The sequence below is a fragment of the Pseudomonas morbosilactucae genome, from assembly GCF_023241715.1.
GTDB lineage: Bacteria > Pseudomonadota > Gammaproteobacteria > Pseudomonadales > Pseudomonadaceae > Aquipseudomonas > Aquipseudomonas morbosilactucae.
Genome location: NZ_JALQCW010000082.1, coordinates 1 through 25,807, shown reverse-complemented (window position 1 = coordinate 25,807; position 25,807 = coordinate 1). Strand labels below are relative to the sequence as shown.

Below are 25,807 nucleotides of genomic sequence, written 5' to 3'. Positions count from 1 at the left end.
AAGAGGCGGCCATGGACCTGGGCGCCCGGCCGTTCAAGGTGTTCTTCCTGATCACCATCCCGATGATCGCGCCGTCCCTGGCGGCCGGCGGCATGATGTCCTTCGCCCTGTCGCTGGATGACCTGGTGCTGGCCAGCTTCGTGTCGGGCCCCGGCTCCACCACCCTGCCGATGGAAGTCTTTTCCGCCGTGCGCCTAGGGGTCAAACCGGAAATCAACGCCGTGGCCAGCCTGATTCTGTTGGCGGTGTCGCTCGCCACCTTCCTGGTCTGGTACTTCAGCCGCAAGGCCGAAGCCAACCGTAAACGGGCGATCCAGGACGCCATGGAGCAAACCGCCAACGAAAGCTGGCAAGCCCCTGAAGCGCGCACTGCCACAACGGCGTAGGCGCCGGCTTGCCGGCGATGGCGTCATCCGCACCACTGCCGGATTTTCGGTCGTATGCACGGACGTCATCGCTGGCAAGCCAGCGCCTACAACAATCACACCTTCCCTGTAGCCGGCTTGCCGGCGATAACCCCGCACCGCCCCTGCAACCCTCTGCACAATAAGAAATGGAGTTGTACCCATGAAAACCCCTGGCAGGACTCTACTGGCACTGTCCTTGATGAGCGCGCTGGCCACCGGCGCCCAGGCCAACGACAAGGTCCTGCGCGTCTACAACTGGTCGGACTACATCGCCCCGGACACCCTGAAAAAGTTCGAGGCCGAGACCGGCATCCATGTCACCTACGACGTCTTCGACAGCAACGAAACCCTGGAGGCGCGGCTGCTGGCCGGCAAGTCGGGCTACGACATCGTGGTCCCGTCCAACAGCTTCCTGGCCAAGCAGATCAAGGCCGGGGTCTATCAGCCCCTGGACAAGTCCAAGCTGCCGAACTGGCAGAACCTCAACCCGGTGCTGCTGAACAACGCCGCCGCCAGCGACCCGGGCAACGCCTATGCCTTCCCCTATATGTGGGGTTCGATCGGCATCGGCTACAACCCGCAGAAGGTCCAGCAGGCCCTGGGCAGCAACGCCCCGGTGAACTCCTGGGACCTGCTGTTCAAGCCCGAGAACGCCGAGAAGCTCAAGGCCTGCGGCATCAGCTTCCTCGACTCGCCCACGGAAATGCTCCCGGCCGCCCTGCACTACCTGGGTTACCCAGTGAACAGCCAGGATAAACAGCAGATCGCCGAGGCCCAGGCACTGTTTATGAAGATCCGCCCGAGCGTGGCCTACTTCCACTCCTCCAAGTACATCTCGGACCTGGCCAACGGCAATATCTGCGTGGCCGTGGGTTATTCCGGCGACGTGCTGCAAGCCCGCTCCCGGGCCGAGGAAGCCGGCAACCAGGTGCAGATCGACTACAGCATTCCCAAGGAAGGCGCAGGCAGCTTCTACGACATGGTGGCTATCCCCAAGGATGCGGCCAACGTCGATAACGCCTACGTGTTCATGAATTTCCTGATGCGCCCGGACATCATCGCCGAGGTCACCAACAGCGTCGGCTACAGCAACGCCAACGCAGCGGCCACGCCCTTGGTGGATGAAGCGATCCGTAATGACCCGGCGTCCTACCCGCCACAAAACGTGCTCGCGACCCTGTACGCCGTGCCGGACCAACCAATTGCCGTGCAACGGGTCATGACCCGCGGCTGGACCAAGGTCAAACTGGGCCAGTAGCCCAGCCCGGGCACTCACCGATTCCGTTCCGGTCGCGCCTTACCACCGCGACCCTGCTGTGAACGGCCTCACCTGGCTCCCTCGGCTCGGGTGAACCCTTGGCGCCCCCGCCGCTCGCGGCGGCGCCTTTTTTATGCCGGGCCCAGGCGCATCAACGACTCACACCGAGGTACCAAGCGCCGGGCATTGACGACGATTGAAGATCAGCCAACTGCCCAGGGCCAACCCCCAGACGCTCACGCAGCCATACAGCAGGACCCAGCCAAAACCATGAGCCAAGGCCATTCGCGCAGAGGCTTCGGAGAAGGGTTGCAGCCCACCTTCGGCGACAACCGAGAGCTGCCCCGCGGCAATGCTTTGCGCCCAGCCATAGAGGGTTTGCCCATCCACCGCAAAGATAAGGCCTGGCTGCAGGTACGCGACAATTCCCGCCACCAGAACCAGGCCCATCAGCGCGATGTTCAGTGCCAGGGAAATCATCCGCGCACTCATGTCGATTCCCGACGCCATGCCCGCCCGGGCGCTGGGCAAGGACCGCGTGGTGGTATTGGTGACCGGGGTGTTGGTGATGCCCAGGCCGATACCCGCCAGCAAGCAGCCCGGTAACAAGCTCAGCCCGCTGGCATCGACCTGGCGGCTGCCGAGGTACATCAGCATAAAGCCCAGGCCGATGCACCATAGGCCGCCAGGAATCACCCGCGCCGCCTGATAACGCAGGGCCAGGCGCTCGCCCACCGCTGGAAAAACCAAGGTCGGCAAGGTATAGGCCAGCAGCGCCAGGCCGCAGGCCACGCTGTCGTAGCCCAGGGCGCCCTGGAAATACAGCGGCAGGTAAATCATCAATGGCCAGAAACTGAAGTTCATTCCGATGGAGCCCATGAGGGCGCCGCTGAACGGCCGGTTCTTGAACACCCCCAGCTCGAACATCGGCTGCGGGTGGCGACGCTCGACCCGTACAAATGCGCCGATACACAGCAGGCTGGCCAGCAGAATGCCCAACCCGATGACCGGCCGGCTGGCCCACTGCGAGCCTTGGGTCAACAACAGGGTCAAACCCAGCACCGCCAGGGACAACAGCAGGATGCCGCCGACATCCAACCGGCCCGTTTGCTCATGGCGCGATTCGCGCACCCCGCCGATGGCCAAGGCACAGGTCACCAACGCCAGGGGCAGGTGCACAAGGAAGATCCACGGCCAACTGCTGACGGCGACGATGGCGCCGCCGATGATCGGCCCGAACCCCAGGCCAATGCCAAACACCATCCCCCAGGCAGCAAAGGCCCGGCCACGCTCGCGCCCCTCGCGAAATTGCTGGGAGAGGATCGCCACCTGGGTAATCAGCATCGCGCCACCGGCGATGCCCTGAACGCCACGGGCGGCGATCAACAGAGCTGTGTCATGGGCCAGCCCGCAGAGCAGCGAGGCGCCACCAAAGGCCAGGATACTCAGCACAAACAAGCGCTTGCGGCCAAAGCGGTCGGCCAATGCGCCGGTGGCCATCAACACCACGGTGCAGGCCAGGGTGTAGGCATTCATGACCCATTGCAGGTCCGTGAAACGAGCCCGCAAGTGCTGTTCAAGGGCCGGCAATATCACCGGTACGCTGGAGATTTCCAGGCCGAACATCAAGGCAGCCAGGCAGATGGCGGCCAAGGCCTGGTGGTTACGCGAATCTGAAGGGGGCATCGAGGGTTTTCCAAAGTCCGTAGGCGAGTCCAGCCCACGTCCGGGGCAACGCCCCAGCCGGCTGGAGGCTGAAGTCTGGGCATACGGCCTTGATGACGGAAATGATTTAATTTATTAGCATTCAGTAATTTCCATCATAGATAGAGCACCGCCCATGGACATCGATCCCTCCCTGCTGCGCGCCCTGGTCGCCGTCCAGGAAAGCGGCGGCTTTACCCGCGCCGCCGAGCGCCTGAACCTCACCCAGTCAGCGGTCAGCCATCAGATTCGTCGCCTCGAAGAACAACTGGGCCGCCCCCTGCTGTACCGAACCACCCGGCGCCTGACCCTGACTGAAGAGGGCCAGGAGGTGTTGCACCACGCCCACACCATTCTCGGCGCCATGGACGCCCTGGCCCAGCGGTTCCAACCGACGAAGCTGTGTGGCGTGGTGCGTTTCGGGGTGCCGGAAACCTTTATGGGTGAGCGCCTGCCGCCGCTGCTGGGGCAGTTTTCCAGGGCCTTTCCCAAGGTGCGCCTGGACGTGAATGTCGGCACCTACCTGGACTTGCGCAAGATGCTCAAGGCCGGCGAACTGGACCTGGCGGTGGTGCTCTCGGAACCGGGGCTTGCCAGCAGCGACCCCGTGCTGCGCAGCGCACAGTTTGTCTGGGTGGCCGCACAACATTTCGACTGGAACGCCGAGACCTCGCTGCCATTGGCCCTGGCCCCGATGCCCTGCGTCAATCGCCAAGTGGGGGTGGATGCCTTGCAGCACAGCGCGACGCCATGGCACCTGGCGTTCAGCTCACCGAGCCAGGAAGGGATTCGCACAGCGGTGCTGGCCGGGCTCGGTGTCACGGTACAAATGGCCAGTGACCTCAAGCCGGGCCTGCGCATCATCGACGGCGAGTACGGCTTGCCGCCGCTGCCCACGGCGCATTTCCTACTGGCCTGGGGCGCTGGCGAACAAAGCCCCGCCGCACAAGAACTGGGCCAACTGCTGCTGGCCATGGCAGAGGCACCGAGCTGCACGCAACGGCGGCGCAAGGCGCCCTAGCCGCGTCTCGGCACCTCCTTGGGGTCAGCGATTGACCGCCGCGAACGCCGCCGCCACGCGCTGTACATTGCCGTGGTTCAAGCCGGCCATGCACACCCGGCCGCTGTCGATCAGGTACACGCCGAATTCATCGCGCAGGCGGCTGATCTGCGCCACGCTGAAACCGGTGTAGCTGAACATGCCACGCTGGCGCAGCAGGTAGTCGAAGTCCTGTGCCGGCAGCACCTGTTTCATCGCACCGACCAGCAGGCTGCGCATTTCCAGGATACGTTCACGCATGGCCTTGACCTCGGCGATCCAGTCGGCCTTGAGCAGCGGGTCCCGCAGGATCCGCGCCACCACCTGGGCCCCGAAGGCCGGCGGGCTGGAGTAGTTGCGGCGTATCGTGGACTTGAGTTGCCCCAGCACTCGGTCGGCCGCCTGGGTGTCTTCGCAGACCACCGACAGGCCGCCAACGCGCTCGCCGTACAGGGAGAAAATCTTGGAGAACGAGTTGCTCACCAAGAAGGGAATACCGGCGTCGGCCATGGCGCGAATGGCATAGGCATCTTCGTCGAGGGTGCCGCCAAAGCCCTGATAGGCAATGTCGAGGAACGGCAGCAGGTCACGGCGTACCACCAGGGCAATCAACTGATCCCACTGCGCGGGCGTCAGGTCGGCACCGGTGGGGTTATGGCAGCACGGGTGCAGCAGGATGATGCTGCCGGCCGGCACCTGTTCCAGGGTGGCGAGCATGGCTGCGAAATCCACGCCCCGGGTTTGCGGGTCGAAGTAGGGATAGCTGTGGACCTTGAAACCGGCCCCGGCGAACAGCACCCGGTGGTTGTCCCAGGTCGGATCGCTGACCCAGACCTCGGCCTCGGGGAAGTAGCGCTTGAGGAAATCCGCCCCGACCTTCAACGCCCCCGAGCCGCCCACGGTCTGCACCGTGGCCACGCGCCCAGCCTGCAGCAGCGGGTGCTGCTCGCCGAACAACAGCGCCTGCACCACTTGGCGATACGGCGCCAGGCCTTCCATGGGCAGGTACAGGGACGCGTCGTGGTCCTGGGCGGCGATCTGCGCCTGGGCCACACGCACCGCGTGCAACTGGGGAATGATGCCGTCTTCGTTGTAATACAAGCCGATACCCAGGTTGACCTTATCGGCGCGGGGGTCCTGCTTGAAGGTCTCCATCAACGAGAGAATCGGGTCACCCGCGTAGGCATCGACATGCTGGAACACTGAACAATACTCCTGGATTGGTAAGGCCCGGGATCAGGCCGAATAACGATGGGGACGGTGGTTCATGGCGATGATCAGGTTCAACACCACGGCACCGGCGATGGACACCAGCAACAGTGGCAGGCTCACCACATACAGCGACGCCAGTACCACCATGACGTCCACCGCCATCTGCAATTTGCCGGCACGGATGCCGAAGCGGTCCTGCAGGTACAGGGCAAGGATATTAACCCCACCAAGGCTGGCCTTGTGCCTGAACAGCACAATAAAACCCAGCCCCATGATCAGGTTGCCCAGCAACACCGCGTACAGCGGCTGCAACTGATCGATATGGATAAAGCGCGCATGCAGGTCACTGAAGACCGAGACCAGGGCCACGGCGCAAAAAGTCTTGAGGGTGAAGGCCCAGCCCATGCGACGGATCGCCAGGTAGTAGAACGGCAGGTTGATCAGGAAAAACGCCGTGCCGAACGACACCTGGAAGCCGTAGTGGGCCAGGAAGGCCAGGCCGGCGGTGCCACCGGTCAGGGCGCCGACCTGGCGCAGCAGGAGCACGCCGAAGGACACCATCAAGGTGCCAATCAACAGCGCCAGGCCGTCTTCCAGCAGCGTGTGCCGCGCCGCCGGGGTTGCAGTGGTTTGATCCATACGCAGTACTCGATCGCAGACAATATCCGAGCCCGCTTCCCCGCCCTGCACCGCGCCTCCAGGGGAGGCCGAAGCGCAGCAGCGGAAGCCGCCGACTCACAACTCATGCGAAATTCTTACACATAACGATCAAATCACGCATCAAATTCAGATAAAAAGACATAATCACGCAAAATTGCACAATTCACGCACACATCACGCACAAAAAGCACCGCAATGGTGCGCCCTACGCCTCACAAGGCGATGGACAGGGTGTTTTCCTTGAGTCGCTCCAGCACCACCGAGGTTTTCACGTGGCCGACGCTGCCGTGGGCTGACAATTGGCTGATCAAATGGTTAAGGCCGGCTAGGTCGCCCACTGCCACTTTGAGCATGTAGTCGGCATCCCCCGTGGTCTTGAAGGCATCGACAATGGCTGGGGTGTCCACCACCAGGGCATGGAACTGATCCACCAGCGCCGGCACGTGGCTGACCAGGCGAATTTCCACCATGCAGGTCAGGTCCAGGTTGGCGGCTTGCGCCGCCAGGCGGGCGTGATAGCCGAGAATCAACTGCTCCTGTTCCAGCTGGATTCGCCGCCGTGAGCACTGGGACGCCGACAAGCCGACCAGCTCGCTGAGCTCCTGGTTGGTCAGCCGTCCGTTGGCCTGGAGCAAGCTCAGAATCTTCAGGTCGAAATCGTCAACTTTGCTCATTGTTTCCTCGTTTTATTCGGTCGTTGAACGTGGCCTTGAGTGGGCCTGAAAGCGCCCCTTCCGACGGCCTCTGCCGCACCACGAATCCATCCGGCCAAAAAACCTGGCCTTGTTTTTGCTCTCAGCCTCGCCACGAGCGCTCAGCGGCAACCGGCCATCGCCGGCCCCACAGCGCCTCCTACCACACGCGTTTTGAGGAAGCCCCATGGCTGAACAACCCTTGGAAAAACCACTGCAACGTGGCCTGAAGAATCGTCATATCCAACTGATCGCCCTGGGCGGCGCGGTGGGCACCGGGCTGTTCCTGGGCATCGCGCAAACCATCCAGATGGCCGGCCGGCCGTGTTGCTAGGGTATTCGATTGCTGGCCTGATCGCATTTTTCATCATGCGCCAGCTCGGTGAAATGGTGGTCGAGGAGCCGGTCAGCGGCTCCTTCAGTCATTTTGCCAACCGCTACTGGGGCCGCCTGGCAGGGTTCATGTCGGGCTGGAACTACTGGGTGCTGTACGTGCTGGTGAGCATGGCCGAGCTGACGGCAGTGGGCATCTACGTGCAGTACTGGTGGCCGGGCATTCCGACCTGGGCCAGCGCCGCAGTGTTCTTTGTGCTGATCAATGCCATCAACCTGCTGCACGTCAAACTCTTCGGCGAAATGGAGTTCTGGTTTTCCATCATCAAGGTCGGGGCCATCGTCAGCATGATCGGCTTCGGCAGCTACCTGCTGCTCAGCGGCAATGCCGGCCCCGAGGCCAGCGTCAGCAACCTCTGGCAATTGGGCGGGTTCTTCCCCCACGGCGTCGGCGGGCTGGTCATGGCCATGGCGGTGATCATGTTTTCCTTCGGCGGCCTGGAGCTGGTCGGCATCACCGCCGCCGAGGCCGACGACCCGCAACGCAGCATCCCCAAGGCCACCAACCAGGTGATCTGGCGCATCCTGCTGTTCTACGTCGGCGCCCTGGCCATCCTGTTGTCGCTGTACCCCTGGACCAAGGTCGTGGAAGGCGGCAGCCCGTTCGTGATGATCTTCCACGCCCTGGACAGCAACCTCGTGGCCACGGTGCTGAACATCGTGGTGCTGACCGCCGCGCTGTCGGTCTACAACAGCTGCGTGTACTGCAACAGCCGCATGCTGTTCGGCCTGGCCTTGCAGGGCAATGCGCCCAAGGCCCTGCTCAAGGTCAACCGCCGTGGCGTGCCCCTGACCGCCCTTGGCGTCTCGGCCCTGGCCACCGGCCTGTGCGTGCTGATCAACTACTTTATGCCGGGTCGGGCCTTCGAGCTGCTGATGTCGCTGGTGGTCTCGGCCCTGGTGATCAACTGGGCGATCATCAGCATCACCCACTTAAAGTTCCGCCAGGCCAAGCGCCTGAGCGGCACGCCCAGCCGCTACCCAAGCTGGGGCCAGCCCCTGACCAACTACCTGTGCCTGGCCTTTATCGCGGGGATTCTGCTGGTGATGTACCTGACCCCCGGCACACGGATTTCCGTGTTGCTGATTCCCGTGTGGCTGCTGTTGCTGGCAGGCTGTTACCGTCTGCGCCAACGCCACACCGAGACGGCCACGGCGCCGTCGCTGCCTGAACAAGCCTTGTAATCCCTGAACCGAGCCCTGGACATCATGAAAAAAACAATCCGCCTTGCCCTGTTCACTGCCCCGCTGACCGCCCTGCTGGCCCTGCCCGGCCTGGCCCAGGCCGATGCCGCGCCTTCACACCTGGACCGAGTGCTGGAGCAAGGCCAGTTGCGGGTGTGCACCACCGGCGACTACAAGCCCTACTCCTACAAAGACCCCAGCGGCGCCTACTCCGGCATCGACATCAGCCTGGTGCAACGCCTGGCGGACAGCCTCGGGGCCAAGGTGCAGTGGGTCGACAGCACCTGGAAAAGCCTGATGCCGGACATGCAGGCCGGCAAATGCGACATCGCCGTGGGTGGGATTTCCGTGACCCTGGAACGGCAGAAAAAAGCCTTCTTCAGTAGCACCCTGGACGTGGACGGCAAGATCCCCCTGGCCCGCTGCGAAGACCAGGCGCGCTACCAGACCGTGGAACAGATCAACCAGCCTTCGGTGCGCCTGATCGAGCCGGCGGGCGGCACCAACGAAGCCTTTGCCCACGCCTTCCTGCCCAAGGCGCAGTTGATCCTGCACGACAACGTGACCCTGTTCGACGCCCTGCTGAACAAGCAGGCCGACGTGATGATCACCGAAGCCTCGGAGGCCCTCTACCAGCAGAAACTCAAGCCCGGGTTGTGCGCCATCAACCCTACGCATTTCCTGCAATACGGCGAGAAAGCCTACCTGCTGCCCCGGGGCGACATGGCCTGGAAACAGTACGTGGATCAATGGCTGCACCTGACCAAGGCCACCGGGGTCTACCAGGACACCGTGGGCCAATGGCTGGCTGTGCCCAAGCCCTGAGCAGGCATTGCTGAGCGGCTAAATGGGCGCCTTCGGGCGCCTTTTTTATCGCTGTCCACGAACGTGCAATAACACTTCCTGCCAACGCAACCGGCGCAGTAAAGTGCGGCACCGCATCGCGTCGAAAGGAACCGCCCATGCCCAACACCGTCACTGCCTGCCCCTTGCCTGCGGGTTCGACCATCGCCGGCCTGGCGACCGGCGCGTCCTTTATCGATTGCCAGCGCGTACTGGCCAGCGCCAGCGAACCCACAGCCCTGCGCCACGCCTTGCACTTGATGGCCGCCACCCCGGCGTGGATCGACCGTTTGATGGGCCTGCGCAATCGCCTGGTCCAATACTGGGGCCTGAAAGACCTGGGACGGCTGACCCGCATCGACCTGCAACGGCCCGACGCGGACTATCACCCCGATGACCGGGTGGGCATCTTCACCCTGGTGAGCCAGGCCCCCGACGAAGTGCTGCTGGTGGACCGCGATCGGCATCTGGATGTGTACCTGGCCCTCAACCGCCTGCCCCTGACCGCCGAAGGCCGCCGCCCGCTGGTGCTGTCGTGCGTGGTGCATCCGCACAATCGCCTGGGCCGCCTGTACATGCTGCCGGTGGCGCCCTTTCATCGTTTGATCGCGCCGCGAATGCTGGCGCGCATCAACCCTCACTGAAGCTTTTTCTCTACAAGGACCCGCCCGTGCAAGAACAACCTTTCGATGTCGTGGTGATCGGCCTTGGCGCCATGGGCGCCGCGACCCTGTATCAACTGGCCAAGCGCGGCGTGAAGGTGCTGGGCATCGACCGTTTCGCCCCGCCCCACGACCAGGGTTCCAGCCACGGCGACACCCGCATCACCCGCCAGGCGGTGGGCGAAGGCGCGGCCTATGTGCCCTTGGCGATCCGCGCCCAGCAGATCTGGCGCGAGCTGGAAGCCGAAACCAACCTGCCCCTGTTCGAGCAATGCGGGGTCTTGATCATGACCTCCAGCACCACCCCGGACGCCGCCGACGACGCGCCGGACTTTACCCGCAGCACCATCGACCTGGCACGGCAGTACGGCATCGAGCATGACGTGCTGGACGCCCGGCAGATCCGCCAGCGCTTCCCGCAGTTCGCGCCCATCGACGACAGCGCCCTGGGCTACTTCGAGCCCGGCGGCGGTTATGTGCGGCCTGAGCGCTGCATCGAGGCCCAACTGACCCGGGCCCGGCAACTGGGCGCGACCCTGGTCACCGGCGAGACGGTGCTGGAATTGCACACCGAGAGCGGTCAGGTCCAGGTCATCGGCCAGGGCGCCAACTACCACGCCAAGCGCGCCATCGTCTGCGCTGGCATGTGGTCGGCGCCGTTGCTCGGGGCGCCCTTCGACGGGCTGCTGCGGGTCTGTCGGCAACAGCTCAATTGGTACCGGCTGGATCAACCGGCGCTGTACCCGAGTCATTCGCCCAGTTTCATCATCCATGGCGCGGGCGATATCGATGCCTGCTACGGCTTCCCGCCGATCCCCGGGGAAGGCAGTGTGAAAATCGCCACCGAGCAATACAGCACCGACAGCTCGCCGGACCACCTCGACCGCCAGGTCAGCGAGGCCGATGCCCAGGCCATGTTCCAGCACCTGGTCCGGCCGAACCTCGCCGGGCTGCTGCCGGAGTTGGTGAAGTCCAGCGTCTGCGCCTACACCGTGACCCCGGACTCGGGTTTCATCATCGACCAGCACCCGCGCCTGGCCAACGTGACGGTGGTCAGCGCCTGCTCCGGCCATGGCTTCAAGCACTCGGCGGCAATCGGCGAAGCCCTGGCGCAACAGCTGGTGGACGGGCACAGCACGCTGGACCTGGGGGCCTTTTCCCTGGCGCGGTTTGCCGCGGCACCGAGGGCCTGAGTGTCAAAAAACGGTCTGCAACGCCCCAGCGGAGAAAAAAAACCTTCACGTGACGTTTTTTCATCGCTCAAGTGGCGTTTTCCACCTTGCCGGTTTGCCCAGTCTCTACGATTCTTTAGCAACCCCCTGGGCGGTGCCGTGCTGCCCGGGCGATAACAACAGGAGCGCCCCATGAAGAGCGTCGCTGAACTACTCAAGCTCAAGGCCACACAGCACCAGAAAGTCCACACCATCGCCCCACACCAGATGGTCCTGGAAGCGCTGATGCTGATGGCCGAGAAAAACGTCGGTGCGCTGCCGGTGCTGGAGAATGGCGTGGTGGTGGGTGTCATCAGTGAACGCGACTATGCGCGCAAGCTGGTGCTGCATGGTCGCTCTTCGGTGGGCACGCCGGTCAGCGCCATCATGAGTTCGCCGGTGATCACCGTGGACTCCCATCAAAGCGTCGACACCTGCATGGGCATCATGACTGACAGCCACCTGCGGCACTTGCCGGTGGTGGAAGACGGCCAGCTGCTGGGGTTGCTGTCCATTGGCGACCTGGTCAAGGAAGCCATTGCCGAGCAGGCGGACCTGATTCGCCAGTTGGAGCAGTACATCCGCGGAGAATGACCGCGCCTTGCCGGCACGCCCGCACGGCGTGCCGGTCCCCCCCCGACGCTCGCCCTGCTGCTCCCTGGCCCCCCGCTCTTATCCCGTCTAAGCCCGCGCCGTAAAAAAGCTGCGACCGTCTCGCTTGAGAATGTCGAGCATGGTCTGCGCCGCCGGTGACAGGTACGCCCCCGCCCGAACCGCCACGACGATGGTGCGCTTCATGGTGGTGGCCGCCAGCGGCACTTCCCGCAAGAGGGTGCTGCCTTTGACGTCTTCGAGGGTTTCCCGGGCCAGGAAGCTCAACAGGCGGGTCTTGGCAATCAGCCGCGGCAGCAGGGAAATCGAGTTGGTCTCGATCTGCACCGAGGGCAACGGCAACTCGTGGGCCTGGAATGCATTGTCGATCCAGCGCCGCGCCGAAACACTGGTGGCCGGCAGCACCCAACGATAGGCGCACAGCTCGGCCATGCGAATCGGCCCATCGAACACCGGGTGATCCGGGCTGGCCACGACCACCGCTTCGTCGTCGAACAAACCATGGGGCAGCAACTGCGGGTCACCGTCGAACATCGGGCAGATCACCATGTCCAGGCGCCCGGAACGCAAGGACTCGCGCAGCATGTCGTCCTGGCCGATCACCAGGTTCAGGGTGATCTCCGGCGCCCGCTCCAGCAGGGTCGCGGTGAGCTGGGGCAACAAGTGCTCGGCCATGGTTGCGGCGCAGCCCAGGCGGATATTGCCCAGCACGCCACTGGCGAAGTCCCGCACCTCGCGGTGGGTCTCGGCGATGCTCTGCTGCAGCTGTCGCCCCCGTTGTTGCAGCAACGCGCCCACCGGGGTCAGCTTGATACGTCGGCCATCGCGCTCGAACAGCTTGATGCCGAACGACTCCTCCAGGCGCTGGATGCTTTTGCTCAGGGCCGGCTGGCTGCGATTGAGCTTCTGCGCCGCCCGCCCCAGGTGCCCGAGCTCGGCGATGGTGTCGAAATAGGTCAGGTCACGCAGGTCCATGATCGATCAACCAAAGTTATGGGTTGATCACAATTAGAAACTGGACGTGATCAATTGCGCTATCAATAATTTGCCCTGTCGCTGGCAACACCGCTCCCGCAACAGGAGCGGCCGGCGCCTTGGAGAGTCCTCCCGTGGCACAACGTTTATCCCTGCACACCTGGCCCGTCGCCCTGCAATGGCTGGCGCTGGTGCTGCTGGCCGGTGGCAGCGGCCAGTGGCTCAAGCACCTGGAGGTGCCGGCCGGGCAATTTCTCGGGCCCATGTTGATGGCCATCGTCTTTGGCGTATGCGGCGCCAGCATTCGTGTACCGCGCCTGGTGTTTCGCCTGGGCCAGGGCACAGTGGGCATGCTTGCTGCCCATGCCATGACCCTCGCCGTGCTGACTGCCATGCTCCAGTCCTGGCCGGTGATGCTCTTTGCCACCTTGCTCACGGTCTGCCTCAGTGCCCTGGTGGGCCTGACCCTGGTGCGCTTCGCCGGGATTCCCGCCAGCACAGCCGCCTGGGGCACCGCACCGGGCGCGGCGTCGGCCATGGTCTCGATGGCCGATGATTTCGGGGCCGATGCCCGGGTCGTGGCCACCATGCAATACGTGCGGGTGGTCTGCGTAGTGATGATCGGCGCCCTGGTCAGCCACTGGATCGGCGCCACCGGCGGTGGCAGCAAGGTGCATACCCGCGACTTGGCCCTGCAGGGCTTCAGCCTGTTCAACCTCGGCCTGACCCTGGGCGCCATCCTCCTCGGCGTGCTGCTGGGTTCGCGGGTGCCGGCCGGGGCCCTGCTGGTGCCGCTGCTGCTGGGGGGCGCGCTGCAAGTCAGCGGCCTGCTGCACATCACCCTGCCCAACGGGCTGCTGGCCTGTGCCTACGGCGCCATCGGCTGCTACATCGGCCTGCGCTTCGACCGTCCGACCCTGCGTTACGTGTTCGGCCACCTGCCGGCAATGATCCTCGGCGCGGTGCTGCTGATCACCCTCTGCGCATTCTCCGCCTGGCTGCTGGCGCACTGGCTGGGCAAGGACTTTCTCTCCCTGTACCTGGCCACCAGCCCCGGCGGCCTGGACGCCATGGCCATCATCGCGGTGGATACCCACTCCGATGTCGGCCTGGTGCTGGCCATGCAGACCCTGCGGCTGTTTGCGGTGATTGTCAGCGGGGCGTTCTTTGCCCGGTTGATCATCAAGTGGGCCAGGTAGCCCCGCATAGCCTCCAGGCGGCGCCCGACTGCCGCCTGGTTAAACAGCCTGAAACAGTTATTCCAACGCCCGTCGAAACCCCCTCAACCCCCATTCCCCAAGGCCTCCAGGGCCTCTGGCGGTGATCAGCGCAACGCTGCACAGCCTGGGAGGGCCCATAACGGCCACCGCCTGGCCATGAATATCCCGCCCTTGGCCGCCCTGGCTTGATACCATCGCGCACACTTTTGTGACGGTTTAATGGTTGGAAGATTTTTTTGTGAACTTCATTCGTCAAGGATTACATCACCCTCGCGCCTCGCTAATCGCCCTGATCATCTGGGTGTTGTTGGTGCCATTACTGCTGCGCAGCGTACTCGGCTGGGACGACCCCCTGGGCTACGTGTCCGACCTGGGCATCGGCAGCCTGCTGATCGTGTTGCTGTATCGCCGGCCCTGGTGGCTGGCGCTGCCGGTGCTGCTGGTGTGGAGCCTGTTCACCCTGGCCAACGCCGAGTTGGTCAGCGCCGTGGGCCGGATGCCCACGCCCACCGACCTGCACTACCTGATCGACCCACAGTTCGTGGAGAACTCCAGCGGGGGCGGTTTCGCCCAACCCTGGCTCGGCGGTGCGCTGCTGGGCGGGCTGGTGCTGTGGTTGCTGACCCTGTGGAACTGTCGCTCGCGCACCGCGCCGGCCTTGCCGCGCTACAGTTGGTGCGCCCCGCTGCTGTTGCTCGTCGCCCACTGGGGCAGCCAGCACCTGCAACCGTCCGACGCCGACCAATGGCAACTGTTCAACCTGCCCCACCAGTTGCTGGCGGCCGGTGTGGGTGAAGTGCAGACCCGCGCCGAAGACTGGCTCGAAGGCGATGCCGTGGATGTACCGCCGCCGATGCTCGGGTTGACCCAACTCGACCTGCAAGGCGAGAAAGTCCTGCCCGGCCCCGGCCGCGCGCGCAACGTGCTGATCATCGCCCTGGAGGGCATTCCCGGGGCCTACATCGGCGCCAACCGCCAGGCGCTGAACAGCAGCTACCACGAGGACCTGATGCCCAACCTCAGCCGCTGGGCCGAGCGCGGCATGAACACCCCGGACTACGTGCTGCACAGCCACCAGACCATTCGCGGCCTGTACGCCATGCTTTGCGGCGAGTACGACAAGCTCGACAACGGCACCCCCAAGGGTGTGGAAATGCTCACCCAGAATGAACGCAACAAGGCCTGCCTGCCGGCCCAGTTGCGCAAGAACGGTTTTGCCACCCACTACCTGCAAGGCGCCGGCCTGCGCTTCATGGCCAAAGACAAAATCATGCCCCACATCGGGTTCGGCACCACCCGCGGCCTGGAGTGGTTCAAGAACGACAACTACCTGGAATTCCCCTGGGGCAAGGACGACAAGGCCTTCTTCGAAGGCGCCCTGACCTACGTCGGCCAACTGAAGAAACAGAAAAAGCCCTGGATGCTGACCCTGCTCACCGTCGGCACCCACCAGCCCTACTCGGCCCCCGAGGCGTACCTGGAGCGCTACGACTCGCCGAAGCAGGCCGCCGTGGCCTACCTGGATGACGCCCTGGAGCAGTTCCTCAGCGGCCTGGAACGCCAGGGTGTGCTGAAAGACACGCTGGTGGTCATCACCTCGGACGAATCCCATGGCATCGACGGTGTGCGCCTGGCCTCGTCCTGGGGCTTCAACCTGACCCTGGCGCCGGAGCAGGCGCAACTGCCCCACATCAAGACCGGCACCTACGGGCACATCGACCTCAGCGCGTCGATCCTCGACTATTTCGCCCTGCCGGTGCCCGAAGCCCTCAGCGGCCGCTCGCTGTTCCGCGACTACAGCAGCGGCCGCGAGATCATGTCCTACACCAACGGCAAGCTGCGCTACCACGATGGCCAGGGCACCTTCACCGAGTGCGACTTCCAGCAGCGCTGCCGCTACTACGCCAGCCCGGGCTTTATCGCCGAGCGCGCCACCTTGCAGGGCCAGTACGGCGGCCAGCGGGCACGGCAGATCAGCGCCCGGGCCACGGCCCTGGACCGCACCCTGCTGCGCACCCCGCTGAACCAGCACTACCAGTTCGGCAGCCCGGCGGTGATCCCGCTGCAGGCGCAGATCAAAGATGACTGGGCCGACAACCTGATCGGCGCCCAGTACCTGGAAATGCCCAAGGGCTCGCAGACCAGCGTGCGCCTGAAAGTACGCTCCCTGGACCCGCAGCAGAACGCCTACATCCTGCTCAAGGCCAAGGAACTGGAGCAGGACGTGCAACTGGGCCTGCCGGACGGTGAAATGCTGGTGACCCCGGACCAGCCCCTGGAACTGGACTTCCGTTTTGACAACCCGGAGTCGCGCAAGGCCTTCTCCTTCCACTTGCTGGGCTACGGCCACGGCGCCATTGAAGTCAGCGACTTCAGCGTGGTCACTGAAGTGCCCGGCCAGGAAGAACCCCTGGAAGACCTGCCCGACGCCGACACCGCCCAATCCAGCTAACCCCTCCTGTAGGAGCTGGCTCGCCAGCGATAGCGTCCTCGAGACCGCCATCGCCGGCAAGCCAGCTCCTACACGCCGGTTGCAGCATCCAGCGCCTCCTCCACCTGTAGCGATCACCCCCGCAAGACCGCCTGCAATAGCTCCCCTTCCCCGCCCCCCTTACAAAAAACATTTCCTGTACATGAAACTTTTTTTGTACAGCTTTAGTCCGACCGTCGATGTCATTTGAACATCATTGAGCCATCACTTCGCCCCAGTAACGGCAAGCGCCTGTGAAGCATTCAGTCAACGGTTTAGGAGCTGCCCCGCCTATGTTTTCCAATCTGAGCATTTCGCAAAAGCTGTACGCCGGTTTCGGTGTCGTCCTGCTGATCATCCTGCTGCTGGTACTGGCCGCCCTGCGCGGCTTCGATCAAGTCAGCAGCAGCGTTAAAAGCAACATTCACAGCTACGAGGTATTGAACGAATCCGGCGCCATGCTGCGCGGCCTGATCAACGTTGAAACCGGCATGCGCGGCTTTGCCCTGACCGGTCGCGAGAGTTTTCTCCAGCCCCTGCAGGACGGCGAAAAGGCCTTCAACGACTACTACACGCGGATCAAGGCCAGCACCCAGAACAACCCTACGCAGCAGGCACGCCTGGAGCAGGTCAAGCGCCTGAATGAGCAGTGGATGCAGGAAGACGTGAAGACCAACCTCGACCTGCGCCGCGCCGTGAACGCGGGCAGCCAGCCCCTGAGTGCCCTGGCCGAGCGGATCGCCGAGGGCCGTGACAAGGCCAAGATGGACGGCATGCGCCAGTTGATCGGCGAGCTGCGGGACGACGAAAAACGCCTGCTCGAAGCCCGCTCCAGTGCCATGGACGAGGCCAAGCGTTCGGCGCTGTGGATCCTGATGGGCGGCGGCTTGACCGCAGCGGTGCTGGCCATGCTGGTGGCCTGGTCGTTGTCGAGCAACCTGGTGGGGCGCATCCGCCAGGCCGTGGACGTGGCCAAGGCGATTGCCGGCGGCCGCCTGGACAGCCAGATCGTCAGCACTGGCCAGGATGAAGTGAGCAACCTGCTCGGCGCCTTTGCCGCCATGCAGGAGCGCCTGCGGTCGATGATCACCGAGATCAAGCAAGGGGCCGATCAGTTGGTCGGAGCCTCGCAAAGCATCTCCAGCGCCTCGACCCAACTCTCGGCGTCGGCCCACGAGCAATCCCACTCCGCCTCGTCCATGGCCGCCACCGTGGAAGAGCTGACCGTCAGCATCAACCACGTGGCCGACAACGCCGGCGAAGCCCACAGCATGTCCAGCGACTCGGGGCGTCAGTCCGAGGAAGGCGGCAGCGTGATCCAGAACACCCTGGCCAGCATGCGCCTGATCGCCGATACCGTGCAGGCCTCGGCCACCCAGATCGCCGAGCTGGACCAGCATTCGGAACAGATCTCCAGCATCGTCAGCGTGATCAAGGGCATTGCCGAGCAAACCAACCTGCTGGCCCTCAACGCCGCCATCGAAGCCGCCCGCGCCGGGGAACAAGGCCGTGGTTTTGCCGTGGTCGCCGATGAAGTGCGACTGCTGGCGCAACGCACCGCCAACTCGACCCAGGAAATCACCGAGATGATCAAGAAGATCCAGGTCGGCACCCGGGACGCTGTCAGCAACATGGACGTGGGCGTGGAGCAGGTGAAAACCGGCGTCGAACTGGCACAGCAGGCCGGGGAAGCCATCGTGCAGATTCGCCAGTCCTCGGGCAATGTGGTGCGGGTGGTGGACCAGATTTCCCTGGCCCTGCGCGAACAGACCGCCGCCAGCCAGGACGTGGCGCGCAACGTCGAGCGCATCGCCCAGATGTCCCAGCAGAACAGCCAGGCCGTGGAGGAAACCACTGAGACCGCCCGCGCCCTGCAACAGCTGGCGCAGAACCTGGAGAAACAGGTGAATGTGTTCCGCCTCTGACGGCATCCGGCCCGGGCCTGGTGCCACGCCCTGGCCCGGGCCCATGGCTCACTCCTGGGGTCGCCCCTCGGCGCTGCTCGCTGGCGCCAGGGAGCCCCGGGCCGCCAGCACCGCCAGCCACACCAGCAGCATCCCCAGGGACAACCCGGCGAGCATGCCCAGGTAACCGCCGCGATCCAGAAACCACCCTGCCGCGATCGGCACCAGCAGCCGGCCAAGGACAAACAGGCTGGCTTGCAGGCCGTAGTCGGCGGCCTGGCGCTGGTCCCGGGCCAACGCCATCATCACCCCGAACACCAGCGTCGACACCGCGCCCATGGCCGTGGCCAGGCACAAGGCCGCCAGCACCAGCCAAGGCAGTGACACCTGCCCGTAGACCGCGATGCCTAGGCCGACCAGGGCCAGCAAGGCCCCACCGAGAAACACCGGCAGCGCCAAACCCAGGCCCCAACGCCGTATCAAGCGCGCCGCCCACAGGCTGGCCAAGGCCCCGACCAAACCACCTCCGACCCCGGCCACCCAAGCCACCTGCTCCATGGCCATGCCACGGTCCAGCAACAAGGGCTTGAGGTACAGCCAGGCCGCACCGACAAAGGGGAAGCCACCCAGCAGCACCCCGCTCCAGAGCCGGGCGCCAGGCTGGCGAAAGAACCCGCTCCAGGTCGCCAGTAAAGGCAATGCCCGAGGCACTTCGGCGCCCGCCTCATGGCCTTCATCCAGCCGCCACAGCAGCACCAAGGCGCCCAACAACACCGCCGCCATCAAGCCAAACGGCGCCTCCCAGCCCCAGCGGCTGTGGACCAGCAACATCACCCCGCCGCCGACAATGGCCCCGAGGAACAGCGCCGCCGAGCGAATGCTGCCGGCCCGCACCTGCTGCGCACCCGGCAGCAGCTTGATGGCCAGGGCGTTCACCGGGATGTCCGCCCAGGTGGCGAGCAAGCTGGCCGTCAGGGCCAGGCCGAACAACCACAGGCGTGGGGCTGCCATTCCCTGCTGGCTGATCAACACCAGCAACAGCGCCAACAGCAGGCACAAGCCCATGGCCCAGGCCCGGTAATGGCCACTGGCAGCGCGATAACGCTGCACCGGTAAGGCCAGCAGCACCTTGCCCAGCGCCGGCAACCCGGCCAGTTGGAACAGGCCAATCTCGGTGCCGCTCCAGCCCTGTTCCCGCATCACCAGGGGCAGCCCCAGCAGCAGGTAAATGCTGGGCAAGGCCAGGGCAACATGCAGCCAGCCAAACAGCAGTTGCCGGCCCCAGCCCCCCGGCTCCAGCCGACGGTTCATGGCGCCTCCCGCCGAGCCACCAGCACCGTCACCGGGGCCACGGCAAAGCTTAGGTCGGGGTACTCATCGAAGGTGCCGAAGCCATTGCGCGCCAAGGCTTCGCGCAGTTCGCCCGCTCGGGTCACCCGGCGCCCCTGCATCTGCATCGCCAGGTAATAGGGCATCACCCGCTGGGCTGCGCAGGCCTGGAGCGGGATTTCCGCATGGGCGCTGACCAGCACCCCGCCGGGGCGCAGGGCGCCGTGGACCTTGCGCAAGGTGGCGTCCAGGTCCGGCATGAAATGCAACACCGAAGAACACCAGATCAGGTCGTAGCCTTCGCCGATGGGGTCCGTGGCCAGGTCGCCCGCACGCACGCCCAGGCGCTGCTCCAGGCCGGCGGCGCGGATGTTCTCGGCGGCCACCGCCACGGTCGGGGCAAAATCGAAGACCTCGCCGTGCAACAACCGGTTGTCCCCGGCCAGGGCGATGGCCACCAGACCCGGACCGCCCCCCACATCCAACAGGCGCCGGGCACTGGCGAATTCGGGGATCCGGCTCATCAGCCGTCGCGCCAGGTCGACGGTGACCGCCCGTTGTTCCTGAGCTATCTGCACCCGAGCAGCGGCGGTCCAGTGCTCGATGGTTGCGGCGCTGTTGCCCGGTGCCGGGGCCAGCCGTCCCTCACGCACCCGTTCGGCCAATTGCCCGGCGAACTGGCGCAGGCCCTGGAGGCGAAAAACCCAAGCATCGCCGCAGTAATCCGCCGCCTCGGCCCGCAGGTAACGCTCGGCCAGTGGCGTGTTGCGGTACAGCGCCGGGGTTTGCGCGTCGCGCTTTAGCAGCTCCATGCTCCACAGGGTCTCCAGCCAGAGACCGGTGTGTTCCGCATCCAACTGCAACTGGCGAGCGACATCAGCGGCGCTGGCCGGTTGCTGCAAACGGCTGAACAACTGCCATTCCAGGGCCATGCGCAGGGCTTCGCCACGCACCGCCGCCAGGGCCAGGTCCCAATAGGGTTGCAGCGGATGGGCCGCGTCGAGGTTCAGGTCGTTCATAGTTCGTAACTCACTTGCAGGCCGATTTCCCGCGGCGGGCTGTAGACCCGGGCGGTGCCATTGAGGTAGCCGACGGCGTCGTAGCGCTTGTCGGCGGCGTTTTTTACATAGGCCGAGAGGCCGTAGTGGCCGAAGTCGTAGCCGGCGTTGAGGTCAATCAAGCCGTAGCCGCCCCGGCGGTACTGGTTGGCCGAATCGAGGTAGGTCTTGCCCACGGCGCTGACCGCGCCCTGGGCGTACCAGCCGGCGTCGGCGTCGTAACGCAGGCCGAGGTGACCGGTGACGTCCGGGGCGTAGGGGTTGTGGTTGCCCTGGTAGTCGCTGTTGCCTTCGCGAAAACTGTCGAAGCGGGTGCGGTTCAAACCCAGGGAGCCCAGCAGGCGCCAGTGCTCGGCGAACAGGTATTCAGCCTCCAGCTCCAGGCCGCTGGAGCGGGCTGCGGCGGCGTTGGTGATGTACACCACGCCGGGCTGGACGATCTGCTGCACCTGCATGTCGCTGATGTCCATCCAGTACAGGGCCGCCGAATAGCGCAGACGCTGGTCGACCAGCCAGCCCTTGGCGCCGACCTCATAGGTGTTGACTTTTTCCGGGTCATAGCCGGGGTAATGGGCGGCGCTGGAGAAGGCATTGAAGCCGCCGGCGCGGAAGCCTTCGGCGTAGCTGGCATAGAGGTAGGCGTCGGGCTGCCACTGGTATTGCAGGGCGGCCTTGGGGGTGAAGCGCTGCCACTGCGCGCTTTGTCGGCTACCGCTGTCGGGTTCGATGTGCACCTGGTCGCGCTCCACCCGCGCCCCCAGGGTCAGGGACCAGTTCTCGGCCAGGGGCTGGATCCACTGGCCGAACAGGGCCGTGGTGTTGCCCCCCAGTTGCACGTCGGTGCGGTTCAGACGCAGCGGCAGTTTCTGGGTAAAGGACAGGTCGTGATCATCGCGGTCGGCATAGGCCCCAAGCAGCCATTGACTGGTGCCCCACTGCCCTTCCAGGCGCAGCTCCTGGGACAAGGTATTCATGTGGTAATCGCGCTGCACATGGAAGCGGTCGACGGGCTGGAAGTCGGTGTCCTGGCGTACCCGATCGTAGAAGTCATTGCGCGCGGTGATCGAACGCAGCTTGAGGCCGGAGTCGAATTCATGGACCAGGTCCAGGGACAGGCTGCGACCGCTGGAATGGTTCCAACTGGAGGTGCCAGAGGCCACGTCCCGGCGCCGGGCATCCAGCGGCCCCCAGAGCGAGCCGCCGTCACGGTAGTCCTGGCGGCTGTAACGCAGGTTGACTTCAGTGCCGCTGAACTCAGCGCCGGGTCCGGGGGCCCAGCGCAGCACGGTGCGTGCGCTGTGACGCTCGCGATCATCGGCCTGGCCGCCACGGTAGCGGTTGTCGATAAAGCCGTCCTGCTGCAGCCACTGGCCGGCCACCCCAAGCGACAGGCTATCGGCCAGCAGCTCGGTGCTGGTGTCGGCACTGAGGTCGCGCCGTCCCCGGCTGCCGCTACCCGCCGCCAGCCGCGCGTAAGGTTCGGCGCCCGGCTGGCGGGTGTGGACGCTCAGCACCCCGGCTTCGGCATTGCGTCCATAGAGGGTGGATTGCGGGCCGCGGAGGATTTCAATGCGCTCCACCCCCAGCAGGTTGTGGTCGAAGCCCTGGCCCATCAAGGTCGGTACCCCGTCCACCAGCATCAGCATCGACGAGGAGAACGCCGTGGCCCCGGCGCTCAGGCCGCGCACCACTGGCAAGTGGGTGCCGGACTGGCCAAAGGGCTGGAAGGTGAACCCCGGGGTGCTGCGGGCCAGTTGCTCAAGGTCGTTGATGGCGCCCTTGGCCAGGTCTTCGGCGTTGACCACCGTCAGGCTGGCCGGCACCTGTTCCTGGGCCTGTTCGACCTTGTTGGCAGTGACCATGACCGGCGCCAGCTCGGTGGGCGCCGCCAGGGCCGGGCTGGCGCCCAACCAGCACCCCACCAGCAGCGAATAGCTACCGACCTTCCCTACCTGTTTGTTCATCCTGTTCCCCCTTGATTGATCAAGCTGCCACGTCCTTTGAGGGTGGGCAGCGAATGGGCAACAGGCTATTGACTAATGCGAACCATTATCATGTATGTTGCTCTGCATTCCGGAGCCATTCCTCTGCCAACCGGAGCCAGGGAGGGAAACACCGTGGCGCTCGCCAACAAAGCATCTCAGTCCTACCGGGTGACCGCCGATCAACCGCGCCACCTCAGCACCGTCGCCGATGGCTGGCAGCGCCAGCAGTTACCCGACGAATGTGGTGAGTGCTACTCCGAAGGGCTGGCCCTGGCCCCCGACCTGATGCTGCTGCGCTCGTGCTATCGCCCGAGCCGGACGCTGCTGGAAGACACCGCCAGCCCCCACAACCGGCCCATGCTGGTGCTGACCTTTGGCCTGGAGGGCGATTCGGGTTACCTGGGCGCCGACGGCGCGGCGGTGGCCTTTCGCGCCGGGCACACCACGGTCACCAGCTTTCAGGTCAGCCAGGGCGAACGCCGTTACCCGGCCGGCAGCCGTGTTTCACAACTGCGCCTGCTGGTGGGTGAAGAGCTGCTCGGCAGCTACCTGGGGGCAGCCCGCGCCCGCCAGTTGCTGGGCAACGGCCACCTGCGCCAACTGGCGTTCGAACCCACCTCAGCCGCCAGCCTCAGCCTGGCCAAGGCCCTGAGCGCCGGCCCGGCCGACCGGCTGCAACGGCACATCCACGGCCTCAGCCTGCTGGCCGAACAACTCAAGCACCTGAGCCCGCCAGAGCCGCCCAGCCACCCGCGCTTCAGCGCCGACGACCTGGAAAAGCTGGAGCGGGTGCGCGACATCATGGGCCGCCAACTGGACCAGCCGCTGACCGTGGCGTACCTCTGTGCGGCGGTCGGGCTCAACGAGTTCAAGCTCAAGCAGGGTTTGCATTACCGCTTCAACAGCACCCCGCAACGCATGCTCCTGGAACTGCGCATGCACCGCGCCCACGCCCTGCTGGAGGGCGGTTGCCAGGTGGCCCAGGCGGCGTACCAGGTGGGTTATCGCCATCCGCACAACTTCACCTCGGCCTTTGCCCGGTTCTTCGGCAAGACGCCCAAATCGGTGTTCGGCAAACGCCGCTGACACACGCCCTTGCGCAAAAACACTGGCGCCCATGGGCCTTTGGGTTTAATCCTGATGGCCCGTCGCGACCCAGGACATCAGCCGCCATCATGATCGACAGCCAAGCCCAGAGGGCCCTCGACCGCTTGATCCCGCGCATGGCCGAGGGGCCGTTCGTGGTCCTGACCGGCGCCGGCATCAGCACCGCCTGCGGGATCCGACTACCGCGACCCGGACGGCGTACGCCGGGGCAAGCAGCCGATGATGTATCAGGAGTTCCTCGGCCAGGCCACGGCGCGGCGCCGCTACTGGGCCCGGGCCATGCTCGGCTGGCCGCGCATCTGCCTGGCCCGGCCCAACGCCGCGCACCAGGCCCTGGCGCAGTTGCAGGCGCGGCGGCAGATCAGCGCCCTGATCACCCAGAACGTCGACACCCTGCATGACCAGGCCGGCAGCCAGGGCGTCATCGAACTCCACGGCAGCCTGCACCGGGTGCTGTGCCTGGACTGCGGCGAACGCAGCCAGCGGGCGGCCATCCAACAGCAACTGGAAGCCGCCAACCCTTACCTGGCCGGTGTCGATGCGCAGCAGGCGCCGGACGGCGACACCCTCCTGGACCCGGCCTTCGAAGCGCGTTTCCAGGTGCCCCGCTGCCCCCTCTGCGACGGCGATCGGTTAAAGCCAGACGTGGTGTTTTTTGGCGAGAACGTGGCCACCGCCACGGCCGCCCAGGCTCAGGCAGCGGTGCAACAGGCCGCAGGCTTGCTGGTGGTGGGGTCGTCGCTGATGGCCTATTCGGCGTTTCGCCTGTGCCGGGCAGTGGTCGACCAGGGCAAGCCGCTGCTGGCGATCAATATGGGCAAGACCCGCGCCGACGACCTGCTTGACCTGAAGATCGCCGTTTCCTGCGAGCAGTTGCTACCGCTGCTGGCCGAGCGCCTGGGCGCCTGAACTCAGTGGCCGACCGGCAAGGCCTGCTCGCGGAGGATGTCGAACAGCGCCTGGGCCGCCGTCGACAGCTCGTACCCGGGCTTGGTCAGCACGCCAATCGCCCGTTCGACTACTGGCTCCCCCAGGGTCAGGCAATGGGCGCCCAGCTCGCGCATCTGCCCCGCACACAGGGCCGGCACCGCACTCACCCCAAGGCCGCTGGCAACCATGCGGCCCACGGTCGCCAATTGATGGCTTTCAAACTCCACCGGCAGCGGCATGCCCCGGGCGCGCAAGTGTTCTTCCAGCATGACCCGCACCGTGGACGGCCGTTGCAGGGTAATAAAGGGCTGTTGCAACAGGGTCTGCCAATCGATGTCACGGCGCTGGGCCAGGGGCGAATCGCTGGGCACCACGGCGACGAAACGGTCGATGTACAACGGAGTGAACGCCAGGGACGCGCTGTCCTGCGGCTCGAAGGCCACCCCCAGTTCCACCTCGCGGTCGCGGACCATCTCCAGCACCTGCTCGTTGATCACATCGTTGACCGTGACATTCACCTGGGGGTAACGGGCACGGAATACCTTGAGGATCGGCGGCAGCAGGTTACCGGCAAAGGACGGCATCGCAGCCAGGGTCACCCGCCCCCGCTGCAGGGTGAACCGCTGGCGCAACTCGTCTTCGGCATTGTCCCAGTCGGCAATCAAGCGCCGGGCCAACGGCACCAGGGCCTCGCCCTCCGGAGTCAGGGCCACGTTGCGCGTATTGCGGGTAAACAAACGCCCACCCAAGCCTTCTTCCAGGGCCTTGATGGTCAGGCTCAAAGCCGACTGCGACAGATGCAGCCGCTCGCAGGCCACAGCAAAACTCAAGCTGTGGGCAACAGCCAGAAAGGCACGGATCTGTTTAACGGTCATGGTGGGGAGCTCCAAGGGGGCGGCAGCAGCAAGAGAAAAGCCGGATGGGCTTGTGGCTTGCCGCTTGCCGCTTGCC

At 65.0% G+C, this 25,807-nt stretch carries 20 protein-coding genes and 3 pseudogenes; 14 read left to right on the top strand and 9 right to left on the bottom strand.

What is annotated here, in order from left to right:
• Both M1B34_RS27340 and M1B34_RS27335 read left to right on the top strand, forming a co-directional pair.
• Positions 1-386 (top strand): ABC transporter permease subunit (locus M1B34_RS27340; protein ID WP_268266749.1); only part of this gene is annotated, 386 nt, incomplete at its 5' end.
• Positions 387-567: 181 nt separating this feature from the next.
• A complete protein-coding gene (locus tag M1B34_RS27335; RefSeq protein WP_123331488.1) occupies positions 568-1,665 on the top strand; it encodes a polyamine ABC transporter substrate-binding protein in 1,098 nt (365 codons plus the stop codon).
• A gap of 159 nt (positions 1,666-1,824) precedes the next feature.
• Here the strand turns inward: M1B34_RS27335 and M1B34_RS27330 are convergent, their stop codons facing one another.
• A complete protein-coding gene (locus tag M1B34_RS27330) occupies positions 1,825-3,351 on the bottom strand; it encodes an MFS transporter (RefSeq protein WP_268266748.1) in 1,527 nt (508 codons plus the stop codon).
• A 154-nt stretch (positions 3,352-3,505) separates the two neighbouring features.
• Here M1B34_RS27330 and M1B34_RS27325 point away from each other — a divergent pair, with 154 nt between their 5' ends.
• Positions 3,506-4,390: a LysR family transcriptional regulator gene (locus M1B34_RS27325; protein WP_268266747.1), complete on the top strand. Its 885-nt coding sequence runs from the start codon at positions 3,506-3,508 to the stop codon at positions 4,388-4,390.
• Positions 4,391-4,414: 24 nt separating this feature from the next.
• Here the strand turns inward: M1B34_RS27325 and M1B34_RS27320 are convergent, their stop codons facing one another.
• The 3 genes from M1B34_RS27320 to M1B34_RS27310 form a co-directional block, all read right to left on the bottom strand.
• Complete coding sequence (locus M1B34_RS27320) at positions 4,415-5,611, bottom strand: amino acid aminotransferase (protein WP_268266746.1); 1,197 nt, start codon at positions 5,609-5,611, stop codon at positions 4,415-4,417.
• A 33-nt stretch (positions 5,612-5,644) separates the two neighbouring features.
• Entirely contained in the window at positions 5,645-6,259 is a 615-nt protein-coding gene (locus M1B34_RS27315; RefSeq protein WP_123331481.1) for a YitT family protein, read from the bottom strand.
• Between the two features lie 233 nt (positions 6,260-6,492).
• On the bottom strand, positions 6,493-6,954 hold the full coding sequence (locus tag M1B34_RS27310; RefSeq protein ID WP_123331479.1) for an Lrp/AsnC family transcriptional regulator: 462 nt from the start codon (positions 6,952-6,954) through the stop codon (positions 6,493-6,495).
• A 205-nt stretch (positions 6,955-7,159) separates the two neighbouring features.
• On the opposite strand from M1B34_RS27310, the pseudogene M1B34_RS27305 reads away from it, so the two are divergent.
• The 5 genes and pseudogenes from M1B34_RS27305 (at position 7,160) to M1B34_RS27285 (ending at position 11,860) form a co-directional block, all read left to right on the top strand.
• Positions 7,160-8,550 (top strand): annotated as a pseudogene (locus tag M1B34_RS27305) (amino acid permease).
• A 24-nt stretch (positions 8,551-8,574) separates the two neighbouring features.
• A complete protein-coding gene (locus M1B34_RS27300; RefSeq protein WP_268263593.1) occupies positions 8,575-9,375 on the top strand; it encodes a transporter substrate-binding domain-containing protein in 801 nt (266 codons plus the stop codon).
• 137 nt (positions 9,376-9,512) lie between these two features.
• A complete protein-coding gene (locus tag M1B34_RS27295) occupies positions 9,513-10,037 on the top strand; it encodes a DUF2867 domain-containing protein (RefSeq protein ID WP_268266745.1) in 525 nt (174 codons plus the stop codon).
• A 71-nt stretch (positions 10,038-10,108) separates the two neighbouring features.
• Complete coding sequence (gene solA, locus M1B34_RS27290; protein ID WP_425273549.1) at positions 10,109-11,248, top strand: N-methyl-L-tryptophan oxidase; 1,140 nt, start codon at positions 10,109-10,111, stop codon at positions 11,246-11,248.
• A gap of 171 nt (positions 11,249-11,419) precedes the next feature.
• Positions 11,420-11,860 carry a CBS domain-containing protein gene (locus tag M1B34_RS27285; protein ID WP_123331470.1) on the top strand — a complete coding sequence of 147 codons (441 nt, stop codon included), beginning with the start codon at positions 11,420-11,422 and terminating at the stop codon, positions 11,858-11,860.
• An 87-nt stretch (positions 11,861-11,947) separates the two neighbouring features.
• On the opposite strand, the gene M1B34_RS27280 is transcribed toward M1B34_RS27285, so the two are convergent.
• Positions 11,948-12,853 carry a LysR family transcriptional regulator gene (locus tag M1B34_RS27280; RefSeq protein ID WP_268266743.1) on the bottom strand — a complete coding sequence of 302 codons (906 nt, stop codon included), beginning with the start codon at positions 12,851-12,853 and terminating at the stop codon, positions 11,948-11,950.
• 134 nt (positions 12,854-12,987) lie between these two features.
• Here M1B34_RS27280 and M1B34_RS27275 point away from each other — a divergent pair, with 134 nt between their 5' ends.
• From M1B34_RS27275 to M1B34_RS34175, 4 genes and pseudogenes are all read left to right on the top strand, one after another.
• Positions 12,988-14,052 carry an AbrB family transcriptional regulator gene (locus M1B34_RS27275; RefSeq protein WP_268266742.1) on the top strand — a complete coding sequence of 355 codons (1,065 nt, stop codon included), beginning with the start codon at positions 12,988-12,990 and terminating at the stop codon, positions 14,050-14,052.
• Positions 14,053-14,311: 259 nt separating this feature from the next.
• Positions 14,312-16,525 carry an LTA synthase family protein gene (locus M1B34_RS27270; protein ID WP_268266741.1) on the top strand — a complete coding sequence of 738 codons (2,214 nt, stop codon included), beginning with the start codon at positions 14,312-14,314 and terminating at the stop codon, positions 16,523-16,525.
• 311 nt (positions 16,526-16,836) lie between these two features.
• Positions 16,837-17,610, top strand: a pseudogene (locus M1B34_RS34180) (CHASE3 domain-containing protein); the annotation flags it as partial.
• Positions 17,605-18,468: a methyl-accepting chemotaxis protein gene (locus M1B34_RS34175; RefSeq protein WP_425273548.1), complete on the top strand. Its 864-nt coding sequence runs from the start codon at positions 17,605-17,607 to the stop codon at positions 18,466-18,468. The pseudogene M1B34_RS34180 and the gene M1B34_RS34175, both read left to right, overlap by 6 nt.
• 48 nt (positions 18,469-18,516) lie before the next feature.
• Here M1B34_RS34175 and M1B34_RS27260 read toward each other — a convergent pair whose 3' ends face one another.
• The 3 genes from M1B34_RS27260 to M1B34_RS27250 are packed head-to-tail and all read right to left on the bottom strand — an operon-like array spanning position 18,517 to position 22,798.
• Complete coding sequence (locus M1B34_RS27260; protein WP_268266739.1) at positions 18,517-19,758, bottom strand: MFS transporter; 1,242 nt, start codon at positions 19,756-19,758, stop codon at positions 18,517-18,519.
• A complete protein-coding gene (locus M1B34_RS27255) occupies positions 19,755-20,795 on the bottom strand; it encodes a class I SAM-dependent methyltransferase (protein WP_268266738.1) in 1,041 nt (346 codons plus the stop codon). Before M1B34_RS27255 ends, M1B34_RS27260 begins: the two co-directional genes overlap by 4 nt.
• Complete coding sequence (locus M1B34_RS27250; RefSeq protein WP_268266737.1) at positions 20,792-22,798, bottom strand: TonB-dependent receptor; 2,007 nt, start codon at positions 22,796-22,798, stop codon at positions 20,792-20,794. Before M1B34_RS27250 ends, M1B34_RS27255 begins: the two co-directional genes overlap by 4 nt.
• A 153-nt stretch (positions 22,799-22,951) precedes the next feature.
• On the opposite strand from M1B34_RS27250, the gene M1B34_RS27245 reads away from it, so the two are divergent.
• On the top strand, positions 22,952-23,905 hold the full coding sequence (locus M1B34_RS27245; protein ID WP_268266736.1) for a helix-turn-helix transcriptional regulator: 954 nt from the start codon (positions 22,952-22,954) through the stop codon (positions 23,903-23,905).
• A gap of 89 nt (positions 23,906-23,994) precedes the next feature.
• Positions 23,995-24,835: pseudogene (locus M1B34_RS27240) on the top strand (NAD-dependent protein deacetylase).
• A gap of 2 nt (positions 24,836-24,837) precedes the next feature.
• On the opposite strand, the gene M1B34_RS27235 reads toward M1B34_RS27240, so the two are convergent.
• Positions 24,838-25,731, bottom strand: coding sequence for a LysR family transcriptional regulator (locus M1B34_RS27235; RefSeq protein WP_123331452.1), 894 nt, complete (start codon positions 25,729-25,731; stop codon positions 24,838-24,840).
• Positions 25,732-25,807: the final 76 nt, after the last annotated feature.